Annotated in this window: 23 protein-coding genes, 2 tRNA genes and 1 pseudogene; 22 read left to right on the top strand and 4 right to left on the bottom strand. The window is 68.9% G+C overall.

Translation table 11 applies throughout. The annotated features are described in order from the left end of the window. The first annotated feature begins 51 nt into the window (after nt 1-51). From ACZ7L9_RS04160 to ACZ7L9_RS04145, 4 genes are all read left to right on the top strand, one after another. Complete coding sequence (locus tag ACZ7L9_RS04160) at nt 52-1,122, top strand: glucose-1-phosphate thymidylyltransferase (protein WP_471412315.1); 1,071 nt, start codon at nt 52-54, stop codon at nt 1,120-1,122. Beyond that, nucleotides 1,119-2,105, top strand: a complete 987-nt coding sequence (rfbB, locus tag ACZ7L9_RS04155; protein ID WP_471412314.1) for a dTDP-glucose 4,6-dehydratase — start codon at nt 1,119-1,121, stop codon at nt 2,103-2,105. The genes ACZ7L9_RS04160 and rfbB overlap by 4 nt, the downstream gene beginning before the upstream one ends. Continuing rightward, complete coding sequence (rfbD, locus tag ACZ7L9_RS04150) at nt 2,102-2,986, top strand: dTDP-4-dehydrorhamnose reductase (protein ID WP_471412312.1); 885 nt, start codon at nt 2,102-2,104, stop codon at nt 2,984-2,986. Before rfbB ends, rfbD begins: the two co-directional genes overlap by 4 nt. A gap of 155 nt (nt 2,987-3,141) precedes the next feature. Further along, nucleotides 3,142-3,936 carry an O-methyltransferase gene (locus ACZ7L9_RS04145; RefSeq protein WP_471412310.1) on the top strand — a complete coding sequence of 265 codons (795 nt, stop codon included), beginning with the start codon at nt 3,142-3,144 and terminating at the stop codon, nt 3,934-3,936. Between the two features lie 70 nt (nt 3,937-4,006). Here the strand turns inward: ACZ7L9_RS04145 and rfbC are convergent, their stop codons facing one another. Together rfbC and ACZ7L9_RS04135 are read right to left on the bottom strand one after the other, a co-directional pair. Further along, nucleotides 4,007-4,606 carry a dTDP-4-dehydrorhamnose 3,5-epimerase gene (rfbC, locus tag ACZ7L9_RS04140; protein ID WP_471412309.1) on the bottom strand — a complete coding sequence of 200 codons (600 nt, stop codon included), beginning with the start codon at nt 4,604-4,606 and terminating at the stop codon, nt 4,007-4,009. A gap of 84 nt (nt 4,607-4,690) precedes the next feature. Then, nucleotides 4,691-6,730: a glycosyltransferase family 2 protein gene (locus tag ACZ7L9_RS04135; RefSeq protein WP_471412308.1), complete on the bottom strand. Its 2,040-nt coding sequence runs from the start codon at nt 6,728-6,730 to the stop codon at nt 4,691-4,693. Between the two features lie 427 nt (nt 6,731-7,157). On the opposite strand from ACZ7L9_RS04135, the gene proB reads away from it, so the two are divergent. The 5 genes from proB to ACZ7L9_RS04110 all read left to right on the top strand — a co-directional run bounded on the left by proB (nt 7,158) and on the right by ACZ7L9_RS04110 (nt 12,525). Next, the gene (proB, locus tag ACZ7L9_RS04130; protein WP_471412780.1) at nt 7,158-8,243 is read left to right on the top strand and encodes a glutamate 5-kinase; all 1,086 of its coding nucleotides are present in this window, start codon (nt 7,158-7,160) and stop codon (nt 8,241-8,243) included. Nucleotides 8,244-8,388: 145 nt separating this feature from the next. Beyond that, complete coding sequence (locus ACZ7L9_RS04125; protein WP_471412306.1) at nt 8,389-8,904, top strand: hypothetical protein; 516 nt, start codon at nt 8,389-8,391, stop codon at nt 8,902-8,904. Between the two features lie 180 nt (nt 8,905-9,084). Beyond that, nucleotides 9,085-10,368: a glutamate-5-semialdehyde dehydrogenase gene (locus ACZ7L9_RS04120; protein WP_471412304.1), complete on the top strand. Its 1,284-nt coding sequence runs from the start codon at nt 9,085-9,087 to the stop codon at nt 10,366-10,368. A gap of 67 nt (nt 10,369-10,435) precedes the next feature. Further along, nucleotides 10,436-11,038 (top strand): SCO2584 family spore wall biosynthesis protein, encoded by a 603-nt coding sequence (locus ACZ7L9_RS04115; protein WP_471412302.1) that lies wholly within the window; start codon nt 10,436-10,438, stop codon nt 11,036-11,038. A gap of 344 nt (nt 11,039-11,382) precedes the next feature. Then, nucleotides 11,383-12,525 (top strand): SCO2583 family membrane protein, encoded by a 1,143-nt coding sequence (locus tag ACZ7L9_RS04110; RefSeq protein ID WP_471412300.1) that lies wholly within the window; start codon nt 11,383-11,385, stop codon nt 12,523-12,525. Here the strand turns inward: ACZ7L9_RS04110 and ACZ7L9_RS04105 are convergent. After that, a complete protein-coding gene (locus ACZ7L9_RS04105) occupies nt 12,437-13,582 on the bottom strand; it encodes a M48 family metallopeptidase (protein WP_471412298.1) in 1,146 nt (381 codons plus the stop codon). The genes ACZ7L9_RS04110 and ACZ7L9_RS04105 overlap by 89 nt on opposite strands. 110 nt (nt 13,583-13,692) lie before the next feature. On the opposite strand from ACZ7L9_RS04105, the gene ACZ7L9_RS04100 reads away from it, so the two are divergent. The 7 genes from ACZ7L9_RS04100 to ACZ7L9_RS04070 all read left to right on the top strand — a co-directional run bounded on the left by ACZ7L9_RS04100 (nt 13,693) and on the right by ACZ7L9_RS04070 (nt 18,067). After that, nucleotides 13,693-13,845: a hypothetical protein gene (locus tag ACZ7L9_RS04100; protein ID WP_471412296.1), complete on the top strand. Its 153-nt coding sequence runs from the start codon at nt 13,693-13,695 to the stop codon at nt 13,843-13,845. Between the two features lie 84 nt (nt 13,846-13,929). Continuing rightward, nucleotides 13,930-14,094 carry a hypothetical protein gene (locus ACZ7L9_RS04095; RefSeq protein ID WP_471412295.1) on the top strand — a complete coding sequence of 55 codons (165 nt, stop codon included), beginning with the start codon at nt 13,930-13,932 and terminating at the stop codon, nt 14,092-14,094. Between the two features lie 38 nt (nt 14,095-14,132). After that, a complete protein-coding gene (nadD, locus tag ACZ7L9_RS04090) occupies nt 14,133-14,750 on the top strand; it encodes a nicotinate-nucleotide adenylyltransferase (protein ID WP_266746151.1) in 618 nt (205 codons plus the stop codon). Between the two features lie 19 nt (nt 14,751-14,769). Next, a complete protein-coding gene (locus tag ACZ7L9_RS04085) occupies nt 14,770-16,542 on the top strand; it encodes an LCP family protein (RefSeq protein ID WP_471412293.1) in 1,773 nt (590 codons plus the stop codon). Nucleotides 16,543-16,656: 114 nt separating this feature from the next. Beyond that, nucleotides 16,657-17,088, top strand: a complete 432-nt coding sequence (rsfS, locus tag ACZ7L9_RS04080; RefSeq protein ID WP_266361561.1) for a ribosome silencing factor — start codon at nt 16,657-16,659, stop codon at nt 17,086-17,088. Next, nucleotides 17,085-17,738 (top strand): histidine phosphatase family protein, encoded by a 654-nt coding sequence (locus ACZ7L9_RS04075; RefSeq protein WP_471412778.1) that lies wholly within the window; start codon nt 17,085-17,087, stop codon nt 17,736-17,738. Before rsfS ends, ACZ7L9_RS04075 begins: the two co-directional genes overlap by 4 nt. Before the next feature lie 256 nt (nt 17,739-17,994). Then, nucleotides 17,995-18,067, top strand: a tRNA-Ala gene (locus ACZ7L9_RS04070). Nucleotides 18,068-18,192: 125 nt separating this feature from the next. Here the strand turns inward: ACZ7L9_RS04070 and ACZ7L9_RS04065 are convergent. Continuing rightward, nucleotides 18,193-19,045, bottom strand: a pseudogene (locus ACZ7L9_RS04065) (helix-turn-helix transcriptional regulator). A 102-nt stretch (nt 19,046-19,147) separates the two neighbouring features. Here ACZ7L9_RS04065 and ACZ7L9_RS04060 point away from each other — a divergent pair. The 6 genes from ACZ7L9_RS04060 to ACZ7L9_RS04035 all read left to right on the top strand — a co-directional run bounded on the left by ACZ7L9_RS04060 (nt 19,148) and on the right by ACZ7L9_RS04035 (nt 26,572). Further along, nucleotides 19,148-20,599, top strand: a complete 1,452-nt coding sequence (locus ACZ7L9_RS04060) for an MFS transporter (protein ID WP_471412291.1) — start codon at nt 19,148-19,150, stop codon at nt 20,597-20,599. A gap of 259 nt (nt 20,600-20,858) precedes the next feature. Then, nucleotides 20,859-21,092 (top strand): hypothetical protein, encoded by a 234-nt coding sequence (locus ACZ7L9_RS04055; protein ID WP_015608461.1) that lies wholly within the window; start codon nt 20,859-20,861, stop codon nt 21,090-21,092. 200 nt (nt 21,093-21,292) lie between these two features. Beyond that, nucleotides 21,293-21,365, top strand: a tRNA-Ala gene (locus ACZ7L9_RS04050). 448 nt (nt 21,366-21,813) lie between these two features. Beyond that, complete coding sequence (leuS, locus tag ACZ7L9_RS04045) at nt 21,814-24,687, top strand: leucine--tRNA ligase (protein ID WP_471412290.1); 2,874 nt, start codon at nt 21,814-21,816, stop codon at nt 24,685-24,687. A 175-nt stretch (nt 24,688-24,862) separates the two neighbouring features. Then, the gene (locus tag ACZ7L9_RS04040) at nt 24,863-25,618 is read left to right on the top strand and encodes a hypothetical protein (RefSeq protein ID WP_471412288.1); all 756 of its coding nucleotides are present in this window, start codon (nt 24,863-24,865) and stop codon (nt 25,616-25,618) included. 108 nt (nt 25,619-25,726) lie between these two features. Beyond that, complete coding sequence (locus ACZ7L9_RS04035) at nt 25,727-26,572, top strand: DegV family protein (protein WP_471412287.1); 846 nt, start codon at nt 25,727-25,729, stop codon at nt 26,570-26,572. Nucleotides 26,573-26,706: the final 134 nt, after the last annotated feature.

Below are 26,706 nucleotides of genomic sequence, written 5' to 3'. Positions count from 1 at the left end.
GCAGGTCGCAGCCGCGACAAGACCGATATCTCAACCATGAGGACTGGTCACGTGAAGGCTCTCGTACTGTCCGGAGGGGCCGGCACCCGCCTGCGTCCCATCACACACACCTCGGCCAAGCAACTGGTGCCGGTGGCGAACAAGCCCGTGCTGTTCTACGGCCTGGAAGCCATCGCGGAAGCGGGCATCACCGAAGTCGGCATCATCGTGGGCGACACCGCTCAGGAGATCCGCGAGGCGGTCGGCGACGGTTCCCGGTTGGGCATCGAGGTCACGTACATCCCCCAGGACGAACCGCTCGGCCTCGCCCACGCGGTGCTGATCGCCCGTGACTTCCTGGGGGACGACGACTTCGTCATGTACCTCGGTGACAACTTCATCGTCGGCGGGATCACCGCTCTGGTGGAGGAGTTCCGCACGGACAAGCCCGATGCGCAGATCCTGCTGACCCAGGTGCCCAACCCGACCTCCTTCGGTGTCGCGGAGCTCGACGCCGACGGCCGGGTGGCGGCCCTGGAGGAGAAGCCGAAGGAGCCCAAGAGCGATCTGGCGCTCGTCGGCGTCTACCTGTTCACCCCCGCCATCCACGAGGCCGTCCGCTCGGTCGAGCCCTCCTGGCGCGGCGAGCTGGAGATCACGCACGCCATCCAGTGGCTGATCGACCAGAGGCGTGACGTCCGTTCCACCACGATCCACGGGTACTGGAAGGACACCGGCAATGTCACCGACATGCTGGAGGTCAACCGGACCGTTCTGGAGACCATCGAGCCGTCCCACGAGGAGGCCGAGGTCGACGATGCGAGCGAGATCATCGGCCGGGTGCGGATCGAGGCGGGCGCCAAGGTCAGCGGCAGCCGCATCGTCGGGCCCGTGATCATCGGCGCCCGGTCGGTGATCAGCGGCGCGTACGTCGGTCCGTTCACATCGGTCTCGGAGGACTGCCGGATCGAGGACAGCGAGATCGAGTACTCCATCGTTCTGCGGGGCGCATCCATCGCCGGTGTACGCCGCGTGGAGGCGTCGCTCATCGGCCGTGACGTCGAAGTGACCCCCGCGCCTCGTTCCCCGTCCGCCCACCGACTCGTACTCGGCGACCACAGCAAGGTGCAGATCTCCTCATGACCACCAACATCCTGGTGACCGGCGGGGCCGGATTCATCGGCTCGCACTACGTCCGCACGGTGCTCGGCCCCGACGGCCCCGGCGACATCGCCGTCACCGTGCTCGACAAGCTCACCTACGCAGGCAACCCGGCCAACCTCGACGAGGTGCGCGACCACCCCGGATTCCGGTTCGCGCAGGGCGACATCTGCGATCCCGAGCTGGTCGCCGAGCTGATGGCCGAGCACGACCAGGTGGTGCACTTTGCGGCCGAGTCCCATGTGGACCGCTCCATCGACGGCGGCGCCGAATTCGTCCGTACGAACGTCGTGGGCACCCACACCCTGATCCATGCCGCGCACCTGGCCGGCATCAAGACCTTCGTGCACATCTCCACCGACGAGGTCTACGGCTCGATCGACGAGGGCTCCTGGCCCGAGACCGACCCGCTCGCGCCCAACTCGCCGTACTCCGCGGCCAAGGCGTCCAGCGACCTGATCGCGCTCTCCTACCACCGCACCCACGGCCTCGACGTGCGGGTGACCCGCTGCTCCAACAACTACGGGCACCACCACTTCCCCGAGAAGGTCATCCCGCTCTTCGTCACCAATCTGCTGGACGGCAAGACGGTCCCGCTCTACGGCGACGGCGCCAACGTCCGTGACTGGCTGCACATCGACGACCATGTCCAGGGCATCGAGCTGGTCCGCACGAAGGGCCGGGCCGGCGAGGTGTACAACATCGGCGGCGGCACCGAGCTCTCCAACAAGGAGCTCACCGGCCTGCTGCTGGACGCCTGCGACGCCGACTGGGACACCAGCGTCACCTATGTCGAGGACCGCAAGGGCCACGACCGCCGCTACTCGGTCGACTGCACCAAGATCCGCGAGGAGCTCGGCTACGAGCCCCGCAAGGACTTCCGCACCGGCCTCGCCGAGACCGTGCAGTGGTACCGCGACAACCGCGCCTGGTGGGAGCCGCTGAAGGGCCGGGCCGCGCTGTGAGCGCCGTCTGGCTGGTCACCGGGGCCGCCGGGATGCTGGGCCAGGACGTTCTGGCCCGGCTCGCCGGTGAGGACGTCACGGTGGTCGCCGCGGACCGCGCGGCCATGGACATCGCCGACCCCGGGTCGGTGCGCTCCGGCTTCGAGCAGCACCGGCCCGCCGTCGTGGTGAACTGCGCCGCCTGGACCGCCGTCGATGACGCCGAGTCCCAGGAGGACGCCGCACTGCGGGTCAACGGCACAGGCCCCGAGGTCCTCGCCGCGGCCTGCCGCGAACACGGCGCCGTCCTCCTCCAGGTCTCCACCGACTACGTCTTCGCCGGGGACGGTGAGAAGCCCTACGCCGAGGAAGACCCCACGGGGCCGCGCAGCGCCTACGGCCGCACCAAACTGGCCGGCGAGCGGGCCGTGCTGGACACCCTGCCGGACACCGGTTACGTGGTCCGTACCGCCTGGCTGTACGGGGCGGGCGGCGGCAACTTCGTCCGTACGATGATCAAGCTGGAAGGCGTCAAGGACACCCTCGACGTGGTGGACGACCAGCGCGGACAGCCCACCTGGACCGCCGATCTGGCCGACCGGCTGGTCCGGCTCGGACAGGCCGCCCTGGCGGGCACCGCCCCCGCGGGCGTCTATCACGGCACCAGCCGCGGCGGGACGACCTGGTTCGGCTTCACCCGGGAGATCTTCCGGCTGCTCGGCACCGACCCGGCGCGCGTCCGCCCCACGACCAGCGAGGCTTTCGTGCGGCCGGCTCCCCGGCCCGCTTTCAGCGTGCTGGGACACGACCGCTGGGCGGCGGCCGGAATCGAACCGATCCGGGATTGGCGGGCGGCGCTGAAAGAGGCATTTCCGTCGCTCCTTGCAGCAGAGCGATCATGATCATCCAATGATCATATTGATCGTCGAATCCAGTTGAATTTCAAAGATGTGAAAAACGAAGGTTTACACGGGGGAGAACGCTTACATCACAGTGCGGTCATGAGGTAACTTCGCCGGGGATCAGACCAGTTGGTTTCCTCGAAGGGCTGCTCCACGTGAACCGCCATGACTTTCTGCGTCATTTGCACCGCGTCTACCGTCCTCGGAACTATTTGGAGATCGGGGTCAACGACGGCAGAAGCCTGGCGCTCTCGCGAGTGCCCTCGGTCGCCGTCGACCCCGCCTTCCGGGTGGTGACGGACATCAGTTGCGACGTCCACCTGGTCAAGGCGACCAGTGACGACTTCTTCGCCCGCAAGGACCCGCTGCTGCACCTGCGCAACGGCCGCAACCCGTTCCGCGCCCTCGCCCGACGCGATCCGCTCAATGTGCTCGGCGGCGACCCGAAAGTGGAACTCGCCTTCATCGACGGCATGCACCTCTTCGAGTACGCCCTGCGCGACTTCATGAACGTCGAGAAGCACGCCCGCTGGTCGAGTGTGATCGTGCTGGACGACATGCTGCCGCGCGATGTCGACGAGGCGGCCCGCGACCGGCACACCAAGTTCTGGACCGGTGATGTGTACAAGGTGGTGCAGGTGCTGCGCCGCTACCGCCCCGACCTGGTGGTCGTCGAGCTGGACACCGCCCCGACCGGTGTGGCCGCCGTGTTCGGCGCCAACCCGGACAGTGGCATCCTGAAGAACGCGTACGACAAGATCATCGAGGAGTATGTCGTACCCGATCCGCAGGACGTGCCCGACGAGGTGCTGGTGCGCAAGAACGCCGTCCGGCCCGAGACGCTGCTCGGCGCCGACTTCTGGCCGGCCCTGGCACGCGCCCGGAACCTTCGCCGCCCCCGCTCGGCGTTCGCACCGCTGCGCAAGCGCATCGAGGCCGTGACGGGCTGACGGGGCCCAGGACAGTACGAAGCCCCCGTGGTCCGTACGGACCACGGGGGCTTCGGCGTTCCTGCAAGGCTCAGCCGCGGGCGCGCAGCCGGGCGTAGTGGGCCTGGCAGTCCTCGTACGACGGCAGCAGGCCCTGTGCCTCGGCCTCGGCCAGCGAGGGGGCCGCGGCGTCCTTGTCGGACAGCAGCGGGGTGATCCCCTTCGGCCACTGGATGCCCAGCTCGGGATCGAGCGGGTTGATGCCGTGCTCGCGGCCGGGCGCGTAGCCCTCGGAGCACAGATAGACGACCGAGGCGTCGTCCGTCAGGGCCATGAAGGCGTGGCCGAGCCCCTCGGAGAGATAGACGGCGTGATGGTCCGCGTCGTCGAGCCGGACGGCCTCCCACTGCTTGTACGTAGGGGAGCCGACCCGGATGTCCACGATGACGTCGAGCACCGCGCCGCGTACGCACTTGACGTACTTCGCCTGGCTCGGCGGCACATCGGCGAAGTGGACACCACGCAGCGTTCCCCGGCTGGAGATGGAGAAGTTGGCCTGCGCGAGCCGCAGCGTGTGTCCGACGGCCTCGCTGAGCTCCGACGCCTTGAACCATTCGTGGAAGCTGCCGCGGCTGTCCGGGAAGACCTTGGGTTCATGAACCCAGGCCCCTGCGACGGAGAGCTGTCGCATGCGATCACGTCCTCGTTCCGATGTGTTCGGTGCTGGTACTGGCGGGACCGTCTCGTCAGGGCGCGACGGATCCGCGGGTGTGGATCAGCCGGTGAGCCGGGCGGCGAGGCGGCGTGCACGCTTGCGGCCCTGCGGGGGGAACCTGCGCACGAGGGGTCCGCCGACGATGCGCAGCGCGCGATGCAGAGTCGCCTTCCGGCGTTGTGCGACCACGCCGACCATGACCGTGTCTGCGGCCTCGGGCAGCTCTGGATCCAGTTGGATCCTTCCGTCCTCGCCGATGGTGACGTCGCAGAGGCCGAGCATGGGGTCCTTCGCGCCGTCCAGCCGAACGGAGAGCTTCCAAGCGCCCGCTACGACGCGGGGGGCGCGATCGGGCACGGTGAGGTGGGCCCGGCCCGCTGTCGGGTGCAGCACGGTGGACAGCGTGTGCACGGCCGAGCCGGTTCCGTCGGCCGGACTCAGAACCAATTGGGCCTCGGAGGACACGGTGGTGGTGGCGGTGAAGAGCTCCAGTCGGAGTTCGGGCCGGCGACCGGGGGTCCGCAGGACCGGACGGCCGTCCAGATAGGCGGCGAGTTTCTTGCTGCGGCGGCCCACATCGAGCGTGAGGTTGCCGTGCGGGTCGGTGAAGTACGGGATGACGGCACGGGCCGGCGAGCCGAGCGACGCGGGCAGGCAGGCGGAGTCCACCTCCGGGTCGCGGTCGGCGCCCAGCCTTGCCTTGCGGACCAGGCCCAGGCCGCGCAGCGGCACCCAGATGTCCCAGAAGCCGCGAGAGACCCGACCGCGGCCCTTGACCGCCTCCGAAGTGACATGACCACTGCCGTGCAGGACGATCTCGCAGGCCCCGTCGCCGAGTTCATCGGTCCGAGTGGTGAATGTCGCGGGGCAGGGCCACTCGACTGCCGTCTCGCGGTTGCGCAGGGACAGTTCGGCGGAGAAGCCGTCGATGTCGCCGGTGACGTCCAGGAGTTCGTCCTCCGCCAGCTGCCCGCCGCCGATGTCGGGGTGCAGGAAGTAGCGGCCGTCCTTGCGCAGCAGCTTCACCGGCGCCTCGTCGTCTCCGTGGACCAGCCGGGCGGTCACGGTGATGGCTGCGCGGCCGTCCGGCTGCCAGGCGAAGTCCTCCAGACGGGCCGACGCCTTGACGGACCCGGCGAATCGGGCGATGCGCAGCAGACCCTCCCGGTCGTCCCGGCGCAGGAGAGTGGACCGGATCCGCAGCAGCGGGCCGAGGCCGTCATGCACACCGTCGCCCATGAAGTCGATGGCCAGCGGCCTGATCGCGTCGCACATCTCGTTGAAGAACTCGGGCTGGTACTTGACCACCGCGGGTTCGCTGAGTCGGCTCAGCATCTCGACCCGGTAGAAGCGGCGGAGCAGCAGATCCCGGAAGTCGCCCGGCTCGGTGTTGGCCACGACGACGTCCAGGACTTCGCGGAGGTTGCCGTAGTAGTCGGCCGGGACGATCCTGGTGGACCCGGCGTTCTTGCCGTCGTCGCGCCGGGAGTAGTAGTAGCAGGTGTAGTTGCCGAGGATCGAGACGACCTCGGCGGGGAAGTACGCCTGCATCATGTAGAGCTGGTCCTCGAGCCGGCGCTTGCCCTCGGGGTAGGCGATGCCGTTCTCGCGGAGGAACTCCGTACGGAACATCTTGTGCGGCGTGAGGCTGTCGTACAGGGGCGCGTCGCGCAGGGTGCACTTCTCGCGGTTCCTCTTGAACACGCCGTGCGGCACGCCGCGGAAGTTGCTCGCCACCTTGCCGATGACGATGTCCGAGCCATTGCGGCGGCCCATCTCGTACAGCCGGCGCAGTGCGTCGGAGGCGAGATGGTCGTCCTGGTCGACGAACTGGACGTATTCGCCCTTCGCTTCGGCCACACCGATGTTGCGGGGCTTTCCGGGCCATCCGGAGTTGGGGATGGTGATCAACCGGAAATGGGGGTGTTCCACCGCCAGCTTTTCGAGTCGTTCGGGAGTGTCGTCGGTGGACCCGTCGTTCACGAACAGAACTTCGAACTCACCCGCGGGGAGAGACTGTCTCAGGAGTGAGTCGATGCAGGGGTCGATGTACTTGCCCGGGTTGTATACCGGAATGACGACACTTACTTTGACTGGCATCGCTGCTGTCCCATGTCTGGTAGGTCCCTGAAGGTGGCGGCAGATGTGGGGCCGACACCGCCACCGCCGAATATGGGGGGAGCCGCCGCCACGCACCCTATCGGCTGTTAGATGAGCGAGGGGTTCTCATGGTTGTACCGGTCGGCGCACACCGGTTTTCCCGTTCTCTTCGTCTGATACCGGTGTACGGCGCCGAGAAGTTGATCATTCGATATAAGTAATGAACGTGATTGCTGATGCGGCTGTCGATCTCATCGGCGGAGAGGTCAGGTGCGGACGAGCCGTGAAGCCGTCCATACGTCCACGGGGCGGAACGCGCAGGCACCCGTTCCCCCGCTCGCGTAGATTGCGGGGGCTGGGCGAGGTCGAATCATTGGGGATGTACGTGTCAGGGGCAAGGCAGGGCGTCGCAGAGGCCCGCAGGGTCGTGGTCAAAGTCGGTTCCTCATCCCTCACCACCGCGGCCGGCGGCCTCGACGCGGATCGCGTCGATGCGCTCGTCGACGTGCTCGCCAGGGTGAGGAGCGGCGGGGAGCGTGAGATCGTGCTCGTCTCCAGCGGCGCCATCGCGGCCGGGCTCGCCCCGCTCGGGCTGCACCGCCGACCCAAGGACCTGGCCAGACAGCAGGCTGCGGCCAGCGTGGGACAGGGACTGCTCGTCGCCCGCTACACCGCCTCCTTCGCACGTTACGGCGTACGCGTCGGCCAGGTGCTGCTCACCAGTAACGACACCAGCCGCCGCGCCCACTACCGCAACGCCTACCGCACCCTCGACCAGCTCCTGGACATGGGGGCGCTCCCGATCGTCAACGAGAACGACACCGTCGCCACCGACGAGATCCGGTTCGGTGACAACGACCGGCTCGCCGCGCTCGTCGCCCATCTTGTCCGCGCCGATCTGCTCGTCCTCCTCTCGGACGTGGACGGCCTCTACGACGGCGACCCCAGCACCCCAGGCACCTCGCGGGTCGCCGAAGTGGCCGGCCCCGAGGACCTCGCGGGTGTCACCATCGGCAGCGCGGGGAAGGCGGGCGTCGGCACCGGCGGAATGGTCACCAAGGTCGAGGCCGCCCGGATCGCCACGGCCGCCGGAGTCCCGGTCGTCCTCACCTCGGCGAGCCGGGCCGCCGACGCCCTGGCCGGACGCGACACCGGTACGTACTTCCACCGCACCGGACGCCGCTCGGCGGACCGGCTGCTCTGGCTCGCCCACGCCTCCACCCCGCAGGGCTCGCTGACCCTCGACGACGGGGCCGTCCAGGCTGTCGTCGAACGGCACAGCTCGCTGCTGCCCGCCGGAATCGCGGCGATCGAGGGCGAGTTCACCGCGGGCGACCCGGTGGAACTGCGCGACCTCGAAGGCCGCCCCGTGGCCCGCGGACTCGTCAACTTCGACGCCAAGGAGATCCCGCAACTGCTCGGCCGATCCACCCGCGACCTGGCGCGGGAACTCGGTCCCGCATATGAGCGCGAGGTCGTACACAGGGACGATCTCGTCGTCCTGCACCCCTGACAGACCCCCTGAAACGGCTGAAAGTCCTGCCTCGCGGCAGAGACCTTCAGGAAAACCGCCCCATCGTCGGCCGCGGACTGGTCAACTTTGTCACGGGGGGCACAGCGGGGTACAGCACAGCAAACGCATTCACAGGAGGCCGCCGGTGAGACGAGCGCGCCCGGGGGCGCCGCCCCGAGGAACGGGTGGCCGGGCCCTGACCAGTGTCGGAGCAGGTGTCGGCTTCGACGAGAGACGGTCCGGCGAGAGACGGTCCACGGACCGTGCGGACGACCGGACCACGCGGTCCGAGCCGACCAGGGCGGAGGAGGAACGCACTCCGTCGAGACTCTGGCACATCACGCTCAGTGTCTCGGGCGCCGCGATCCCGCTGAAAGAGGTCAGACGCGGGCTCGAACAGCTCGCGCACGACCATCCCTTCCTGCTGACCAGCCGGTACGCCAACGACCACGCGGAGATCCGCTACTGGGAAGAGGCCCGCGATCTGCACGACGCGGCGGCCGTCGCGCTGCGGCTCTGGGGAGAGCACCGCTCCACCGCCGGGCTTCCGCCCTGGGAGATCGTCGGCCTGGAGGTCATCGACCGCGAGACGTACCACCAGCGCGTCGCCGAGGGATACGGACCGCCCCCGGCCGCCCCGGTCGGCGTCCACCCGTACTGAGCACGTCGACGGATCCCGGGCGGTCGTCTCCGGGGTGGTCGTCCTCGGGGTGGTCGTCCCGTGTTCCTGGGGCGGTTTCCGGGGCGGCTGTCCCGCATCTCGGAAACGGCCCCCCGGGCAGTTGTCTCGCATCACGGGATACGTGAGGGATGCCCGCAGTGTGCGCACTACTCTGCGGGCATGACCACGCTCTCGCCGTACGACAACATGTCCCCGGTCGCTCAGGCCGCCTACCGGGCACGCTCCGCCGCCGCGGACATCGCACCGCTGCCGCGCGCAGCGAAGGACGATGCACTGCTGGCGATCGCGGACGCGCTGGAGGTGCGGACGGGCGAGATCGTCGCGGCCAACGCCGAGGACGTCGCCCGCGCCCGCGAGGCCGGGACCAGCGAGTCGATCGTCGACCGGCTCACCCTCACGCCGGAGCGGATCCGCGCCATCGCCGCCGACGTGCGGGATGTGGCGGCGCTGCCCGACCCGGTCGGCGAGGTCGTCCGCGGCTCGACCCTGCCCAACGGCATCGACCTCCGGCAGGTCCGGGTGCCGCTCGGCGTCGTCGGGATCATCTACGAGGCCCGGCCCAATGTGACGGTCGACGCCGCGGCCCTCTGCCTGAAGTCGGGCAACGCCGTCCTGCTGCGCGGCTCGTCCTCCGCGTACGCCTCCAATGTCGCGCTCGTACGGGTGCTGCGCGACGCGATCGGCGGCTCCGGCCTCCCGGCCGACGCGGTGCAGCTGGTGCCGGGCGAGAGCCGCGACTCGGTACGGGAACTGATGCGGGCCCGCGGCCTCGTCGACGTCCTCATTCCGCGCGGCGGTGCCTCGCTGATCCGCACGGTGGTCGAGGAGTCCACCGTTCCGGTCATCGAGACCGGCACCGGCAACTGCCATGTGTATGTGGACGCGCAGACCGACCTCGACATGGCGGTCGACATCCTGATCAATTCCAAGGCGCAGCGTCCGAGCGTCTGCAACGCCGCCGAGACGCTCCTGATCCACAAGGACGTTGCAGCGGACTTCCTGCCGCGTGCCCTGGAGGCGCTGGCCGACGCCGGGGTGACCGTGCACGGCGACGAGCGGGTCCTCGAATACGCCGAGGGGTCCAAGGCCACCGTGGTGGCGGCCACGCCGGAGGACTGGGAGACCGAGTACCTCTCGTACGACATCGCCGCGGCCGTCGTGGAGTCGCTGGACGCGGCCGTCGCGCACATCCGGCTCTGGTCCTCCGGCCACACCGAGGCGATCGTGACCACTTCCCAGGCCGCGGCCCGCCGCTTCACCCAGTTGGTTGACTCCACGACCGTGGCCGTGAACGCGTCCACGCGTTTCACCGACGGCGGCCAGTTCGGCTTCGGGGCCGAGATCGGCATCTCCACCCAGAAGCTGCACGCCAGGGGCCCGATGGGGCTGCCGGAGCTCACCTCGACGAAGTACATCGTCACGGGCGACGGCCACGTACGGTGACTGTCCGGGTTCGGTGAATGTTGCGGGCTCCCTGCCCAGAACGACCCGGCGGGTCTAGTCTGGAGCTGTGCCGGACGACGTGGGGGGCAGGCCGTTCCCGGACGGCTGGGAGCCCGACGACGACCGCGGGGGCGCGGACGAGGACTTCGCCTCCGTGGTGTTCGATGAGGACTTCGTACGGGCCGCCGAGATCCATGAACCCACCGCGGTCGAGCGGTTGCTCGCGGCTGCGCAGGCCCGAGCCGAGGCCGAGGCGTCCCGGGCGCGGGCCGGCGGCGGCCCGCTGGACGACGACCTCCCCGACGATGGATATGGGCCGGGCGGCGCATACGGCCGCGGGAGCGCCTACGACGATCCGCTGGACCCTGATGACGACGCGTACGGCACCGGTCCCTACGGGCGCCACGGCGGCGCGCTGCGCCCCTACCGGGGTGCGGCACGCTGGCACCGGCCGGTGGCCTGGCTGCTGGCCGTGCTGATGGGCATCGGAATGGTCGCGCTGGCCTTCAGCGCCGTCTACCGCAACAGCTCGGGCAACCGCCAGGACCCTGCCCCGCCGCCCGCCACCACGGGCGTGGACAGCGCCCCGGGCCCCGCCCCCAGCGCCGTCCCCTCGGCCTCGGCCGGTTACCCCCGCCGCACGGTCTCGGCGGCCCCCCACACAGGCTGAAGCCACCGGACCGACAACGCCCCGCGTACGCCGTGTCCTGGGAGCGTCCCACGCGGGTCCTCAGCTCGTGCCGCGCAGGCACTGGGGACGTCCAGCGCCCGTGTTCAGGGCGGTTCTCCGGGCTCACGCGCAATTCTGCGGTGGTTCTCCGGCGGCTCGGCGTTTACCTCGGTCGTAATCGACCTACCCTGAAGGTGTGACCCCTCTCTACGAGGGGGCTTCTCACTCGTCCGTACATGCGCAGTCATGCGAACTCATGACGGGCAGGCCCTGTCCGAAGCCACTCGGCCGAAGCAGAGCGAAGCGTTTCGGCCCCGGTCGGTGACGTGGAGTCGGGAGAAGTCATGGCAGACCGTGGAGAACCACCAGAAGGTCCGCCCGAGAACGCGCCGGGCGGCGGTGAGGACGAGTACCGCTCACTCGTTTTCGACGAGTCGTTCGTACGTGCTGCACGGCTGAAGGAATTCTCCGCCGAGGAACGCATGGGGGACCACGCCCGCGCCGTACGCAGCCTCCCGCCCCGGAGCCTCCGAGCCGGATCCAGAGCGGCCATCGCCCTGGTCCTCCTGATCGCCCTGGCCTTCGCGACGGCCGTGTACATGGGCTTCCGCCATCCATATCAGGCGCCTGTCGGAAGAAGGGCGGAGACCCTCAGATCGACCGTCGTACCCCTGACCCCCCGGTCCGCCGTGCCCGGCGGAACACCTGCAGATCTCCTTGCGAAGAGCCCCGCGGCGCAGTTCGCAAAGGGTGCCGCAGGCATCAACCTGCCGGCGATCCGAGCGACGGACAACTTCTCGGACAGCCAGGTGGCGGCGGCCCTGAGCACGGTCAAGGACTATCTGGTGGCGTCCTCGCTCAACCCCGCCGTCCTCACCGGCCATGCGGTGCGGCCGGTGGAACTGCTGCTCGACCCGGACCAGACGGCCCAGTTCGCCCGCAGTATGAACCGGCCGGACGACGACGGACAGCATGCCCCGACCGGCTGGCTGGTGCGGTTCGACCCGGCCAAGGTGGCGCTGGCCGGTCCGGACATCCGGGTCCGGGGCACCTTGAGCTACACCGAGGCGGGGTCCGACACCCTGGAAGTGGTGTCGGACCACACCTTCACCTACACGCTCCGCCCGGCCACCTCGGGGCCCCAACGGGCGGACGGCGCCTCGCTCTTCACCGTACGGCGCGAGCTGGTCTTCCGCTTCGACCGCGAAGACCTGCGGCTGCACCGGCTGGAGGTTCGCACCAGCTATGTCCAGGCCGGACCGCAGGCATGCCCGACGGACACCACAGGTACGCTGCGGCCGCTGCTCGCCGGGCAGCGCGCCGTCTCCCACGGCCCTGCGGGCACCAACCCGTACGCTACGGGCCGGCCCACGGCGGCGCTGTGCGGAACGCTGGCGGTCAGCTCCCCGCAGACCCCGGCGCAGTCCCCGGCCCATCAGGGTCCCCAGGCTCCCCCGGCCTCGCAGAGCCCGCGGAGCCGTCCGTAGCGCCGCCCTTGCCGGCCCCGCCCCCGCCCTGGCCGGTGAACTTGTCACGAAGCTTGCCGCCCAGGTCTCCGGCGCCGCCCGCTATGTCGCCGACCAGCTTCATCAGCGGATCCTTGCTGCTGCGCACCGCGTCCGCGTAATGCGTCGCGGACTCCCGGAACGAATCCGTCACCGAGGTGTCCTTGTCCTCGTCGCGCCGCGGGTAGTGGCCGTCCATGATCCGCTGGTAGTCGCGGGTCTCGGACCACTTCTTCAGCTCGGCCGCGCGCACCGTGGTGAAGGGGTGCGAACGGGGCAGCAGATTGAGGATCTTGAGTACCGAGTCGCGCAGATCGCCGCCCTTCTCGTACTCGTCGGCCTGGGCGAGGAAGGCGTCCACATTCATCTCGTGCAGATGATTGCCGCCTGCGATCTTCATCAGACCGCGCATCGAAGCCTGCAGTTCCTGGCCGACGAGCAGCCCCGCCCGGTCGGCCGACAGCTCCGACTTGCGGAACCACTCTCGCAGCGCCGTAACGATCGCCATGATCGCGACATTGCCGAGCGGGATCCAGGCGACCTTCAGCGCGATATTGGTGAGGAACAGCAGGATCGTGCGGTACACGGCGTGGCCGGAGAGGGCGTGTCCCACCTCGTGGCCGATGACGGCCCGCATCTCCTCCTCGTCGAGCAGCTCCACCAGCCCCGTCGTCACCACGATGATCGGCTCGTCGAGCCCGATGCACATGGCATTGGGCTGCGGATCCTGATTGACGTACATCGGCGGGACCTTCTCCAGGTCCAGGATGTAACAGGCGTCCCGCAGCATGTCGTTGAGATGGACGAACTGTGCGTCGCTCACCCGGACGGAGTCGGAGAGGAAGAGCAGTCGCAGGCTCCGCTCGGGCAGCAGACCGCTCAGTGTCTTGAAGACGGTGTCGAATCCGCTCAGCTTGCGCAGGGCTACCAGAGCCGAGCGGTCCGCCGGGTGTTCGTAGGCCCGGGACGAGATCCCTGCGAAGCGCCTGCGCTGCCTGCTCGGCACGTTCTCGCGGCTCTCGTGGCTACGGTCGGTCATGAATGGGCCCCCTGTTCGTACGAGACGTCACTCGCCCCCTGACAAATCCCAGCGTAGGTGCTGGGGCTACGGTGTGCGGGGGGCTGTGGATAACTGAGGAGACGCCCGACATGCCGCACACCGTTGCTCTGCTCGCCACCGCATCCGAGGATCAGGGGCCCGGCAACACGCTCCGCATCGTGCTGCTCGCCTCGCTCGTCGGAGCCGTCCTGCTCGGCTGGTTCCTGCTCCGCGGATACCGCAACGACGACAACAACGACTGAGTCGGCGTGAGCGTGCCCGGGGCGCCCGCATACGATGTGCGCGACGTCTTCCTTCCGACTCCCGATCGATAGGTCCTGCCGAAGATGAGCCTCACGAGCACCGCGCAGCAGCTGGTCACCCTCGCCGCCGAGGGCGGCGAGCACGGTGGCAACCACGAAAGCCTCAGCCCGTTTCTCACCGGAGGCGGTGCGTTCGTCGTGCTGCTGCTCCTGTTGTGGATCACCACTCGTTTCAACCGCGACCGCTGAGGCGGAGGCGTACAGCTGTGCCAGTAGGCTCTGCACGCATGGGAGAGCAGGAAGTGCCTACCGGCCACAGAAAGCGCCGAATCGGCGTGATGGGCGGGACATTTGACCCGATTCATCATGGACATCTGGTGGCGGCCAGTGAAGTGGCCGCCCAGTTCCACCTCGACGAGGTGATCTTCGTTCCGACCGGGCAGCCGTGGCAGAAGAGCCACAAAAACGTCTCCCCGGCCGAGGACCGCTATCTGATGACGGTCATCGCGACGGCGTCCAACCCCCAGTTCTCGGTAAGCCGGAGCGACATCGACCGCAGCGGACCGACGTACACCATCGATACGCTGCGGGATCTGCGCGCGGTCCACGGCGACGCGGACCTCTTCTTCATCACCGGCGCCGACGCGCTCGCCCAGATCCTCACCTGGCGGGACGCCGACGAGCTGTTCTCGCTCTCCCACTTCATCGGTGTGACGCGGCCGGGGCATGTGCTCACGGACCCCGGACTACCGGAAGGCGGAGTCTCCCTCGTGGAGGTACCCGCGCTCGCGATCTCGTCCACGGACTGCCGTCAGCGGGTCGCGCAGGGAGAGCCGGTCTGGTACTTGGTGCCGGATGGTGTGGTCCGCTACATCGACAAGCGCCAGCTGTACCGCGGCGAATGAGCCACGCAGAGGGGCACCGGTGAACGACCGACAGAACCCGTACGACCCGTACTACCAGCAGCCGCAGATCATCGGCTACGACGAGTACGGGCAGCCGGTGTACCAGCAGGCCGGACAGCAGGCGTACGACCCGTATGCGCCTCAGCAGCCCCAGCAGCCCGAGCAGCAGCCGTATGAGGGCGGCCAGGGGTACGGATACGATCCGTACGCCCAGCCTCAGACCCAGCCCCCGGCCCAGCAGCCACAGGCGTACGACCCGTATGGCTCGCAGTCGCCTCAGCAACCGCAGTCGCCTCAGCAACCGCAGTCGCCCCAGCGGCAGGCCTACGGCGGCTACGACGGTTACGGCTACGACACCGGCCGGCAGTCCGCCGCGGTCGACACCACCCAGCAGTGGAACATTCCGCAGCAGACCTCCGCGCAGCCCTCGGCACAGCCCCCGCCTCCGCCCGCACCGGCGCCGGTCACGCAGGAGCCCCGGCCGGAGAGCGACGCCGGGGCCGGGCCGGACGCGGCCGTTCCGGGGCAGCGCCGCGCCGACTACCGCACCGAGCAGTTCTCCTTCATCGAGGAGCCCGACGAGGACTCCGAAGACGTCATCGACTGGCTGAAGTTCACCGAGAGCCGCAGTGAGCGGCGCGAGGAGGCGCGTCGCCGCGGCCGCAACCGCATGGTCGCGCTGATAGTCGTGGTGGCCCTGGTGGTGGTCGGCGGTGTGGGCTACCTCTGGTCCGCCGGAAAGATCCCCGGCCTCTCCGGTTCGGAGAAGGACAACACGGCATCGACGGGCCCGCAGCAGCGGGACGTCATCGTCGTCCATCTGCACAACACCAAGAAGGGCGGCACGTCCACGGCGCTGCTCGTCGACAATGTGACGACCAAACAGGGCGCCACGGTCCTGCTCCCCAACTCGCTCGCGGTCTCCGACGACGACGGCGTCACGACCACCCTCGGCAAGTCCGTCGAGGGCGACGGCACCACCGGCACCCGCGATTCCATCGATACGCTGCTCGGCACGAGGATCAGCGGTACGTGGCGGCTCGACACCCCCTATCTGGAGACGCTCGTCGATCTGGTCGGCAACATCGAGGTCGACACCGACACCGAGGTGCCCGACACGAAGAAGGACGCTTCCCCCCTGGTGAAGAAGGGCGAGGCACAGACCCTGAGCGGCCGGATGGCCGTCGCGTACGCCACCTACCGGGCGCCCGGCGAGGCCGAGACGAAGCAGCTCACGCGGTTCGGGGAGGTGCTGCGGGGTGTCCTGCGGAAGATCTCGGACGATCCGAAGGCCGCCACGGTCACCGTGCAGACGCTGGCGCAGATCCTCGACCCGTCGCTCCCCGAGAAGGACCTTGGCGCCTCCCTCGCGAAGCTCGCCCAGCGCGCCAAGATCGGCGACTACAAGACGGCACTGCTGCCGGTGCAGGCCGACGGCACACTCACCGAAGCGGCCGCCGAGAGTGTCGTCAAGGACATCCTGGGTGGCACGGTGAAGTCGCCGTCCGCCGACGCGACGGTACGGGTCGGAGTCAAGAACGCCACCGGTGACAAGGACGGCACCGAGTCCGCCCGGATCAAGCTGGTCAACGGTGGCTATGCCTTCGTGGGCGGCGGAACGGTCGAGGCAGCGGCGCTGTCGGAGGTCCTTTACAAGACCGCGGCGGACAAGGAAAAGGCGACGCAGGTCGCCAAGACCCTGGGCCTGCCGACAAGCGCGGTGAAGCAGGGCAAGCCCGCCGCGAACGCGGATGTGTCCGTCGTGCTCGGCCAGAACTACGAGATCAAATGATCGGGGCCGCGCCGCGCGGATGAGGTCGATTCGACCTTCGAACGTTCGCTGCGTGGGCTGTCGGCGGTCCGTGAGACCCTAGGGGTTGATCTGACCGCCGACGAAAGCCTGCTTGTGACCGCCACGGACCGCTCCATCGAGCTCATCAACGCCGCCGCTCAGGCGGCCGCCGACCGGCTCGCGCACGACATCATTGCGTACGACGTCAGCGATGTGCTGTCGATCACGGACGCCTTCCTGCTGGCCTCGGCCCCCAACGACCGCCAGGTCAAGTCGATCGTCGACGAGATCGAGGAGCGGCTCCAGAAGGAGCTCGGCGCCAAGCCGGTACGCCGTGAGGGCGACCGCGACGCGCGCTGGATCCTCCTCGACTACGTCGACATCGTCATCCACGTCCAGCACAGCGAGGAACGTGTCTTCTACGCGCTGGAGCGCCTCTGGAAGGACTGCCCCGAGATCGCGCTCCCCGAGGACGCGGTCAAGACCCGCGGCAAGGCCGCGGAGCACGCTCAGCTCACCGGCAGCACGGAAGGTGAGCAGAGCTGAACGGCAGCGGAAGCGGCAGGGGCCGCAGGATCGTCCTCTGGCGACACGGTCAGACGGCATGGAATCTGGAGCGCCGGTTCCAGGGCTCCACGGACATCGCGCTCACCGAGGCCGGCATCGGGCAGGCCCAGCGGGCCGCCCGGCTGCTCGCCTCGCTGAGGCCGGATGCGATCGTCGCCTCCGATCTGCAGCGGGCGACGGCCACGGCCGCCGAGCTCGCCGCGATCACCGGCCTCGAAGTCGCGCACGACGCGGGACTGCGGGAGACCTACGCCGGTGCCTGGCAGGGCCTCACCCACGAGGAGATCCTCGGGCAGTACGGCGAGCAGTACGCCGCGTGGAAGCGCGGTGAGCCCGTGCGCCGCGGTGGCGGTGAGCTGGAGACCGAGGTCGCCGACCGGGCCGCCCCGGTCGTACTCGAACACGCTGACAAGCTGCCCGACAGCGGCACGCTCGTCGTCGTCAGCCACGGCGGCACCATCCGTACCACCATTGGTCGGCTGCTGGGCCTGGAGTCGTACCACTGGGAAGGGCTCGGCGGGCTCTCGAACTGCTGCTGGTCGGTGCTGGGCGAGGGCGCGCGCGGCTGGCGCCTGCTGGAGCACAACGCCGGAACGTTGCCCGAGCAGGTACTCGGCGACGACACGTAGCGGTGACGACGCCCGGCAGCGGCGACATCCACCAGCGACGGCGCCGAGCGCAATGGACTAATCCGGCAGTGAAGGCACCTGCGACTGCCGGGAGTGGCGGAGCGGTGGGATCGCCGGGGCTGCCTGTGGGGCGGTCCCGGACGGCGCTCGGAGGTCACCTCGGTGCGGCATCGGCCGGATTTCACTTTCCGGCTGGTCACAGGCTAAAGTTCTTCTTGTTCGCAGCGCGGAAACGCAGGGAAACACAGCGAACAGCGGGGCTATAGCTCAGTTGGTAGAGCGCCTGCATGGCATGCAGGAGGTCAGGAGTTCAATTCTCCTTAGCTCCACAATCAGGATCCCGTCCCCACCAGGGGGCGGGATCTTCGCGTTGGCGCCGACCGTTCTCCCTGCGTGTTCCGTTTCCCCGACCCTTCCCCGACCCTTCCCCGGCCCCCTCTGACCGTGCGTCCGGTCACGCCTCCCGGCGCCGCCGCAGTGCCGCCACCTGCTCCCCGCTCTCCTCGTCGGCCGGGGTGTAGACCACGATCCGGCACTCCGGCAGCCCGTTGACGGACAGCGACACCGAAGTCATCCGTACCTCGGCGGTGGCTGCCCGGTGCCGGAAGGTCTTCACCCGCGGTCCCGGCGGGGCGACATCCCCGCTGCGCCACAGCTCGGCGAAGTACGGGCTGGCGGCCGAGAGGTTTTCGATGAACGACTCCCAGGCGGGCTCGCCCGTAGGCGCCCCGCAGCGTCGCCACCATGATCGGCAGCTCCTGGGCCCGGTGGACGATGGGACAGGCGTCCTCGGGCACGGTGAACAGCGTCCACAGCGCATTGCGTATGCCCGTTCCCGCTATTTCGGGGATGCCGAACAGGTCGCGGTAGGCGGGGTTGGTGGCCAGGACGTCGTACCGCGTGTTGTAGACCACGGCCGGATGTGGATCGAGCGCGTCGATGATGCCCTGGATTTCCGGCCCGACCTCGATCGCGTCGGTCTGTCTGCCGGGGGCGTAGGCAACCTCCGCCAGGTTGTAGAGGTGTTCGCGTTCCGGCGTGTCCAGCCGAAGGGTGCGCGCCACGGCGTCCAGGACCTGCGGTGACGCGTTGATCGGACGGCCCTGTTCCAGCCAGGTGTACCAGGTGACACCGATGCCGGAGAGCTGGGCGACCTCCTCGCGGCGCAGGCCCGGGGTGCGGCGGCGCAGTCCGGGAGCCATGCCCACATCGGCGGGCGTCACCCGTGCCCGGCGGTTGCGCAGAAAGGCCGCGAGCTCCGGACGCCTCCGGTGTCCGGCCGGCTGATGTGTCGTCACCGATGTCATGCCCCCATCGTGGTTGCCTCGTACGGGAGTTGCCAGGTGTTGTCGGTACCAGCATCAGCGGGCTCTCGTTACCCGTATCCACCCGGGGTCAGGCTCGTCGCCATGACGACGACCGCCGAGCCGGCTCCACGTTCCGTAACCAGTAAAGGCGTCACCACTGACAAACGCCCCGGGAGAGTGCTCGCCCTGGTGCTGGCGGCTCAATTCATGGCGCTGCTCGACATCTTCATCGTCAACGTCGCCGCTCCGACGATCCAGGGCGAACTCGGCGCATCCGGAGCCGGGTTGCAGCTCATCGTGGCCGGGTACACGATCGCGTACGCCGTGTTGCTCATCACCGGAGCCAGGCTCGGCGGCCTGCTCGGACACGGCCGGGCCCATCTGGCCGGACTCGCCGTCTTCACCGCCGCCTCGCTGGCCTGCGGACTCGCGGCAGCAACCGGGCAGTTGATCACCTTCCGGCTGATCCAGGGGGCGGGTGCGGCGGTGATGATTCCGCAGGTGCTCAGCCTCATTCAGCGATACTTCACCGGCGAGGCGCGGATCCGGGCGCTCGGCGCCTACAGTGCGGTGCTCGCCACCGGCGCGGCCGCCGGGCAGGTGGTCGGCGGGGTGCTGGTCAGCGCCGATCTGTTCGGCGCGGGCTGGCGGCCGGTCTTCCTGGTGAATGTGCCGATCGGGCTGGTCCTGCTGGTGCTCGGTATCCGTGTGCTGCCCGGCGAACCGCGTACAGGGGCTGCCAGGGTCCGGGCGCGGGCGCGCGGGTTCGATCTGCCGGGGCTGGTGCTGCTGGCCGCTGCCGTCACATTGCTGACCGTCCCGCTGGTGCTCGGGCAGGAGTTGGACTGGCCGGTCTGGACCCGGGTCTGCCTGATTGCCTCCGTAGGGTTCTTCGCCGGGTTCGCCGGGTACGAGTCACGGCTTGCCGCGCGCGGTGGTGCGCCCCTGATCGCGCCCAGGGTGCTGCGCATCCCGGGTATCGCCCGGGCGGCGCTGCGTATTCTCGTGGTGATGGCGATCAACGCCGGCTTCCTCTTCGCGATGACGCTGCACATCCAGGGTGGCCTGGGCTACTCGGCGCTGCGCACGGGGCTGATGTCCGCACCGACGGCGCTGGTATTCGGCGCGGTCGGGCTGACCTGGCGCCGCTGGCCGACGCGGCTTCAAGGCGCCCTGGTTCCGGGCGGGTTCGCCCTGGTGGCCATCGGTTCCGTGGCCATCGGGCTGTTGATGCGTGACGGAGGCGACGGCGGTCTCTGGCTGTATGCGGCCTTTGCGGTCATGGGCGGCGGCATGGCACTGGGCTTCAGCCCCACCCTTACGGGGGCGTTGGCAAACGTACGTCCGGAGGATGCGGCTGATGCGAGCGGTGTACTGGTGACCGTCGCCCAGCTCGGTCAACTGATCGGTGTCGCGGCCTTCGGCACGTTCTATCTCAACCGCCTTGATACACCAGGGGTGCACGGGTCGGGGCACGTGTTGTGGGCATGCGCTCTCGTGCTGTCGGCGGCGGCGCTGGCGGGCGCGTCGGCGGGTCTCGTACGGCGTCGGTGACCGACCGGATATCCGCCGGGCTGACCCCCTTGCGGGGTCATGGCAGAATCGGACCGCCGGAGGGGGCGACGGACCGAACGGGAGGGAGCGCGCGATGCCTGCGAGCCGCCACGAGGTCCCGGACCTGCTCCTTGTCCCCGAACGCCGTGCCCGGACCGGTCGCCTTGTCGGTGCCCCGCTCCGCGCGGCCCACATGCTCGGCGAGAACGGCGGAATCTCCTGCGTGTGCACTGCCCGTGGCCAAAGCCGGAGCTGACTCATGGGTGCACACAGGCGGAAGTGCGACTGGTGCGGCAGCGGTACGCCCATCGTCAGGGACATGGATCCGATCAATCCGGAGTACCAGTACTGGTGCGAGGAGTGTGCGCGGGCGCTGATCATAAAGGGTGACCCGATCGAGACCTACCGGGAGCTCGAGGGGGAGCCGATCTACGGGCGGCTGCTGGAGGAGCACTGCACTCTCAAGCGCTTCTACTCCTTCGCCACCGCGTGAGCCCTGTGTGGACCGCTGTGTGCACCCCTTGCGTGTACCCCTGTGGACCCCGGCGTTCCGCGCCCGCTTCGTCCCCTGGCCGGGATGCCGCAAAATTGGTCAAATCCGATCAGGCGGGAAACGATTTGGTGGACCGGCGGGGTCACCGGTAATGTTCTCGATGTCGCCAGGGGCAAACGGAACCGGGTGGCACACAGCACGGGGCTATAGCTCAGTTGGTAGAGCGCCTGCATGGCATGCAGGAGGTCAGGAGTTCAATTCTCCTTAGCTCCACAGCGAAGAAGTGAGAAGCGGGTCATCCTTACAGGGTGACCCGCTTCTCGTGCATGCGTGTCAACGTCAATTGTCGCATGTCGCCCGTGATGCGGCATGCTGAGTCGCTCGCCACCGGCCAGTACTGAATTTGATCGGTTGTCTCGGTACAGAACAGAGCGGTGTACGGAGTCCCGCTGCCCGGATGCTCCGCCGTGTGGTCGCTCCCGCCGCACTGTCCATGGATCGGTCGCGCCAGGACCGGCCCGGGGGCCGTGCGGTACCCTGACGCCATGCGTGCCGTACGCCTTCTGCTTAGCGAGCCGCGCTGATCAGTCCCGACCGGTGAGAATGCCTGGTCGGAATCGGCGCGGCGTCCCCTCCTGTGCGAGGGGATTTTTCGTTTCCGTAGACGCGTGTCCGTAGACGTGGGCGCCGGCAGATGACGATCGATGGAGCTTTGAGGATCATGAGCGAGACGAATTCCGCAGCCGAGACGGCTGCGCCGCACCGCTACACGGCGGCGATGGCCGCCGACATCGAGGCACGCTGGCAGGACTTCTGGGACGCCGAGGGCACGTACGAGGCACCGAATCCGACCGGTGACCTGTCGGGCAATCCGGAACTGGCCGCCAAGCCGAAGAAATTCATCATGGACATGTTCCCGTACCCCTCAGGTGCGGGCCTGCACGTCGGTCACCCGCTGGGCTACATCGCCACCGATGTCTTCGCCCGTCACCAGCGGATGACCGGGCACAACGTGCTGCACACCCTGGGCTTCGACGCCTTCGGCCTGCCCGCGGAGCAGTACGCCGTGCAGACCGGCACGCACCCGCGGGTCTCCACCGAGGCCAACATCGAGAACATGACCGCTCAGCTGCGCCGGCTGGGCCTGGGCCACGACAAGCGCCGCTCGTTCGCCACGATCGAGTCGGAGTACTACAAGTGGACCCAGTGGATCTTCCTGCAGATCTTCAATTCCTGGTACGACACCGAGGCCGACCGAGCCCGCCCGATCGACGAGCTGGTCGCACAGTTCGAGAGCGGTTCGCGTCCCGCTCCGGACGGCCGTGACTGGAGCGCCCTGAGCGCCGTCGAACGCGCGGACGTGCTGAGTGGGTACCGCCTGGCGTACGCCTCCGACGCGCCGGTCAACTGGTCGCCGGGCCTGGGCACCGTGCTGGCCAACGAAGAGGTGACGGCCGACGGCCGATCCGAGCGCGGGAACTTCCCGGTCTTCAAGGCCAAGCTGCGCCAGTGGAACATGCGCATCACGGCCTATGCGGACCGGCTGCTGAACGACCTGGACGGGCTGGACTGGCCCGAGGCCATCAAGCTGCAGCAACGCAACTGGATCGGGCGTTCCGAAGGCGCGCGCGTCGACTTCCCGGTCGACGGCGCGGGCGACATCACCGTCTTCACCACCCGCCAGGACACCCTGTTCGGTGCCACCTACATGGTGCTGGCGCCCGAGCATGAGCTGGTCGAGCGGATCATTCCGGCCGCCTGGCCCGAGGGCACCCACCCGGTGTGGACCGGCGGACACGCGTCCCCGGCCGAGGCCGTCACGGCGTACCGCAAGCTGGCCGCCGCCAAGTCCGACGTCGAGCGGCAGGCCGAGGCCAAGGACAAGACCGGTGTCTTCACCGGCGCGTACGCGACCAACCCGGTCAGCGGCGAGAAGGTGCCCGTCTTCATCGCCGACTACGTCCTGATGGGTTACGGCACCGGCGCGATCATGGCCGTACCGGCGCACGACGCGCGCGACTTCGCCTTCGCGCGGGCCTTCGAGCTGCCGATGCGCTGTGTCGTCGAGCCGTCGGACGACCGCGGCACGGATCCCTCCACGTGGGACGACGCCTTCGACTCGTACGAAGCGAAGCTGGTCAACTCCGCCAATGACGAGATCTCGCTGGACGGTCTGGGCGTCGTCGACGCCAAGGCGAAGATCACCGAGTGGCTGAAGGCGCACGGCGTCGGCGAGGGCACTGTCAATTTCCGGCTGCGCGACTGGCTGTTCAGCCGCCAGCGCTACTGGGGCGAGCCCTTCCCGATCGTCTACGACGAGGACGGCATCGCCCACCCGCTGCCCGAGTCGATGCTGCCCCTGGAACTGCCGGAGGTCGACGACTACTCGCCGCGCACCTTCGACCCCGAGGACGCCGACACCCAGCCCGAGACCCCGCTGTCCCGGAACGCCGACTGGGTCAACGTCACCCTGGACCTGGGCGACGGCAACGGCCCGAAGAAGTACCGCCGCGAGACCAACACCATGCCCAACTGGGCGGGCTCCTGCTGGTACGAGCTGCGCTACCTGGACCCGAAGAACGACCAGAAGCTGGTCGACCCCGCGATCGAGCAGTACTGGATGGGCCCGCGCGAGGGGCAGCCGACCGGCGGTGTCGACCTGTACATCGGCGGCCAGGAGCATGCCGTGCTGCACCTGCTGTACGCGCGCTTCTGGTCCAAGGTGCTGCACGACCTGGGACACATCTCGTCCGCCGAGCCGTTCCACAAGCTGTACAACCAGGGCATGATCCAGGCGTTCGTGTACCGGGACAGCCGTGGCATCGCGGTCCCGGCGGCCGAGGTCGAGGAGCGCGACGGAACGTTCTACTACCAGGGCGAGAAGGTCAGCCGCGTCCTGGGCAAGATGGGCAAGTCCCTGAAGAACGCCGTCACGCCGGACGAGATCTGCGCCGAGTACGGTGCGGACACGCTGCGCCTGTACGAGATGGCGATGGGCCCGCTGGACGTGTCGCGGCCGTGGGACACGCGCGCCGTCGTCGGCCAGTACCGGCTGCTGCAGCGGCTGTGGCGCAACGTCGTCGACGAGGAGACCGGCGAGGTCACCGTCGTCGACACCGAGCCGGGAGAGGAGACGCTGCGGGCTCTGCACAAGGCGATCGACGGGGCCGGCCAGGACATGGCCGGGATGCGCTTCAACACCGCCATCGCCAAGGTCACCGAGCTGAACAACCACCTGACGAAGACGGGCGGCCCGCTGTCCCGGAGCGTCGCCGAGTCGCTGGTGCTGCTGGTGGCGCCGCTGGCGCCGCACATCGCCGAGGAGCTGTGGCGGCGACTGGGCCACACCGAGTCGGTCGTGCACCAGGACTTCCCGGTCGCCGATCCGGCGTACGTCGTGGACGAGACCGTGACCTGCGTCGTGCAGGTCAAGGGCAAGGTCAAGGCGCGTCTGGAGATCTCCCCGTCGATCACGGACGAGGAGCTGGAAGCGCTGGCCCTGGCCGATCCGGCCGTGATCGCGGCGCTGGACGGTGCGGGGATCCGCAAGGTGATCGTGCGGGCGCCGAAGCTGGTCAATATCGTCCCGGCGTGATGGCGGTCGCCGTCCCCGCGTGACGGTATCGAGTATCCGCTGGTTTCTGCGCCGCGGTATGGGGGCGTTCCCCTACGGGCAGGTTGGGGGTTCCGAAGGAACCCTCGGCCTGCCCTTTCCGTTTACGGTGGAGGGGCCGGCACCCGGCAGCCGAATCGACATGCGAGGGGCGCTCATGGAAGCCGTGATCCTCATCCTGGGGTTGCTCTTTTTCGCGTTCGTGGCCCTGGGCGTGTACGTGAGCGTCAAGGCCATCGGCGTGGCGAAGCGTGGCGTGGACCGTACGATCACGCAGGCGCGCCGGACCGTCGAGGACACCACGTTGCGGGCCAAGAGCTACGGCCAGACGGGCGTGGGCGGAGAGCTGGCGCAGTTGCGGCTCGCGCTGCGCACATCCATGCGGGCCACGCAGGAGGCATTGCAGACGGGAGTCGCCGAGGATGCCTCGCTCTCGGAGTCACTGGGCCTCTTCCAGCGGCTGAGTGCGCACGGGCGGGAGCTGGACGACGACCTGAAGAGACTGGAGCGCGAGCCCGACCGGGCGACGGTCGCGTCGCTGCTGCCGGGCCTGAAGCAGCGTACGGAACGGATCACACACTCCGCGGACTCGCTGCGATGGGCCGCGCGCGACCGGGCCCGACAGTTCGCCGAGGACGATCTGGACGCGCTGAACGCGCAGATCGATGTGGAGGCCGGGGCGCTGCGGCACTGGACGGTGGAGCCGGACGAACCGGTCCACGGCCAGGGCCGGCCGCGGGGCGGCAGCCGCGATCAGGGGCGGGGGTGGGGGACGGGACAAGGCCGGACGAGCCGGCCGGGGCAGGAACGAGGGCCGGCCGACGCTACGGCGCAGGCGATCACGGCTCCGGACCCGCAACCACGGACCGAGTACCCGTGGCAGAAGGCAGCTCGGCCCGAAACGACGAACTGAGACGTTCGACGACCGGCGGTGACCTGATGCGGTCCGAAGCGGTCCGGAGCGATCACTGGGTCGGGGTCGGACTGCCGAGCCGAGGACTCGCCAGGTAACCTCCCGCTCATGTCCCGCCATGTCGCGATCGTCACCGATTCCACGGCCTACCTGCCGCCCGAGGCGATGGAGCGGCACGGCATCACCGCGGTGCCGCTGACCGTCGTCCTCGGTGATCAGGCGCTGGAGGACGGCACCGAGATCTCGGCCCGCTCCCTCGCACTGGCGCTCCAGAAGCGTCGCCCCGTGACGACTTCCCGGCCCAGCCCGGAGGTCTTCGCCGCCGCGTACCGGGCGGCGGCCGAGGCCGGAGCCGGCGGCATCGTCTCGCTGCACCTCTCGGCCGAGATCTCGGGCACCTACGATGCCGCCCTGCTCGCGGCGAAGGACGCATCGGTTCCGGTGCGGGTGGTGGACACCGGGATGGTCGCCATGGCCCTGGGTTTCTGCGCCCTGGCGGCGGCGGAGACGGCGGAGGCGGGCGGGAGCCTGGACGAGGCCGTCGCAGCCGCGGAGAAGCGGGCCGCGGGCACCTCCGCGTACTTCTACGTCGATACGCTGGACTATCTGCGCCGCGGTGGTCGTATCGGTGCCGCACAGGCACTGCTGGGATCGGCGCTCGCCGTGAAGCCGCTGCTCCAACTGGACGGCGGCCGTATCGAACTGCTGGAGAAGGTGCGGACGGCCTCGAAGGCCATCGCGCGCCTGGAGGAGATCGTCGCGGAGCGCTCGGGCAGCGACCGGGTGGACATTGCCGTGCATCACCTGGCGGCACCCGAGCGGGCCGAGCGGCTCGCCGAGCGCTTGCGCGAGCGAGTGCCGGGCCTGGTCGATCTGCATGTCAGCGAGGTGGGCGCGGTGATCGGCGCGCACACCGGGCCCGGACTGCTCGGGGCCGTGGTCTCGCCGCGCTGAAGCCGGTTCGCGACCCCGCTTCTTGGATACCGGTCCTCGGATCTCACTCCTCCGGGTGGCCGAGATATCCACAACTGCTCGGTTGTCCACCGAAATCCGGTCCGCCCAGCGGGTTCGGGCGGATGTGCCTACCG

It is taken from the genome of Streptomyces sp. NPDC111516 (assembly GCF_055635345.1).
Note: the sequence above shows the minus strand (reverse complement) of the source record. Positions and strands in the feature narration are given on the sequence as shown.

Excerpts from the sequence above, each read along its gene's own strand:
- rfbC (WP_471412309.1), bottom strand. The coding sequence starts at position 4,606 with ATGCGACAGCTCTCCGTCGCAGGGGCCTGGGTTCATGAACCCAAGGTC.
- leuS (WP_471412290.1), top strand. The coding sequence starts at position 21,814 with ATGAGCGAGACGAATTCCGCAGCCGAGACGGCTGCGCCGCACCGCTAC.
- rfbB (WP_471412314.1), top strand. The coding sequence starts at position 1,119 with ATGACCACCAACATCCTGGTGACCGGCGGGGCCGGATTCATCGGCTCG.
- ACZ7L9_RS04095 (WP_471412295.1), top strand. The coding sequence starts at position 13,930 with ATGAGCCTCACGAGCACCGCGCAGCAGCTGGTCACCCTCGCCGCCGAG.
- ACZ7L9_RS04040 (WP_471412288.1), top strand. The coding sequence starts at position 24,863 with ATGGAAGCCGTGATCCTCATCCTGGGGTTGCTCTTTTTCGCGTTCGTG.
- ACZ7L9_RS04105 (WP_471412298.1), bottom strand. The coding sequence starts at position 13,582 with ATGACCGACCGTAGCCACGAGAGCCGCGAGAACGTGCCGAGCAGGCAG.
- ACZ7L9_RS04055 (WP_015608461.1), top strand. The coding sequence starts at position 20,859 with ATGGGTGCACACAGGCGGAAGTGCGACTGGTGCGGCAGCGGTACGCCC.
- nadD (WP_266746151.1), top strand. The coding sequence starts at position 14,133 with ATGGGAGAGCAGGAAGTGCCTACCGGCCACAGAAAGCGCCGAATCGGC.
- ACZ7L9_RS04035 (WP_471412287.1), top strand. The coding sequence starts at position 25,727 with ATGTCCCGCCATGTCGCGATCGTCACCGATTCCACGGCCTACCTGCCG.
- ACZ7L9_RS04060 (WP_471412291.1), top strand. The coding sequence starts at position 19,148 with ATGACGACGACCGCCGAGCCGGCTCCACGTTCCGTAACCAGTAAAGGC.
- ACZ7L9_RS04110 (WP_471412300.1), top strand. The coding sequence starts at position 11,383 with ATGGCAGACCGTGGAGAACCACCAGAAGGTCCGCCCGAGAACGCGCCG.
- ACZ7L9_RS04120 (WP_471412304.1), top strand. The coding sequence starts at position 9,085 with ATGACCACGCTCTCGCCGTACGACAACATGTCCCCGGTCGCTCAGGCC.
- ACZ7L9_RS04135 (WP_471412308.1), bottom strand. The coding sequence starts at position 6,730 with ATGCCAGTCAAAGTAAGTGTCGTCATTCCGGTATACAACCCGGGCAAG.
- ACZ7L9_RS04100 (WP_471412296.1), top strand. The coding sequence starts at position 13,693 with ATGCCGCACACCGTTGCTCTGCTCGCCACCGCATCCGAGGATCAGGGG.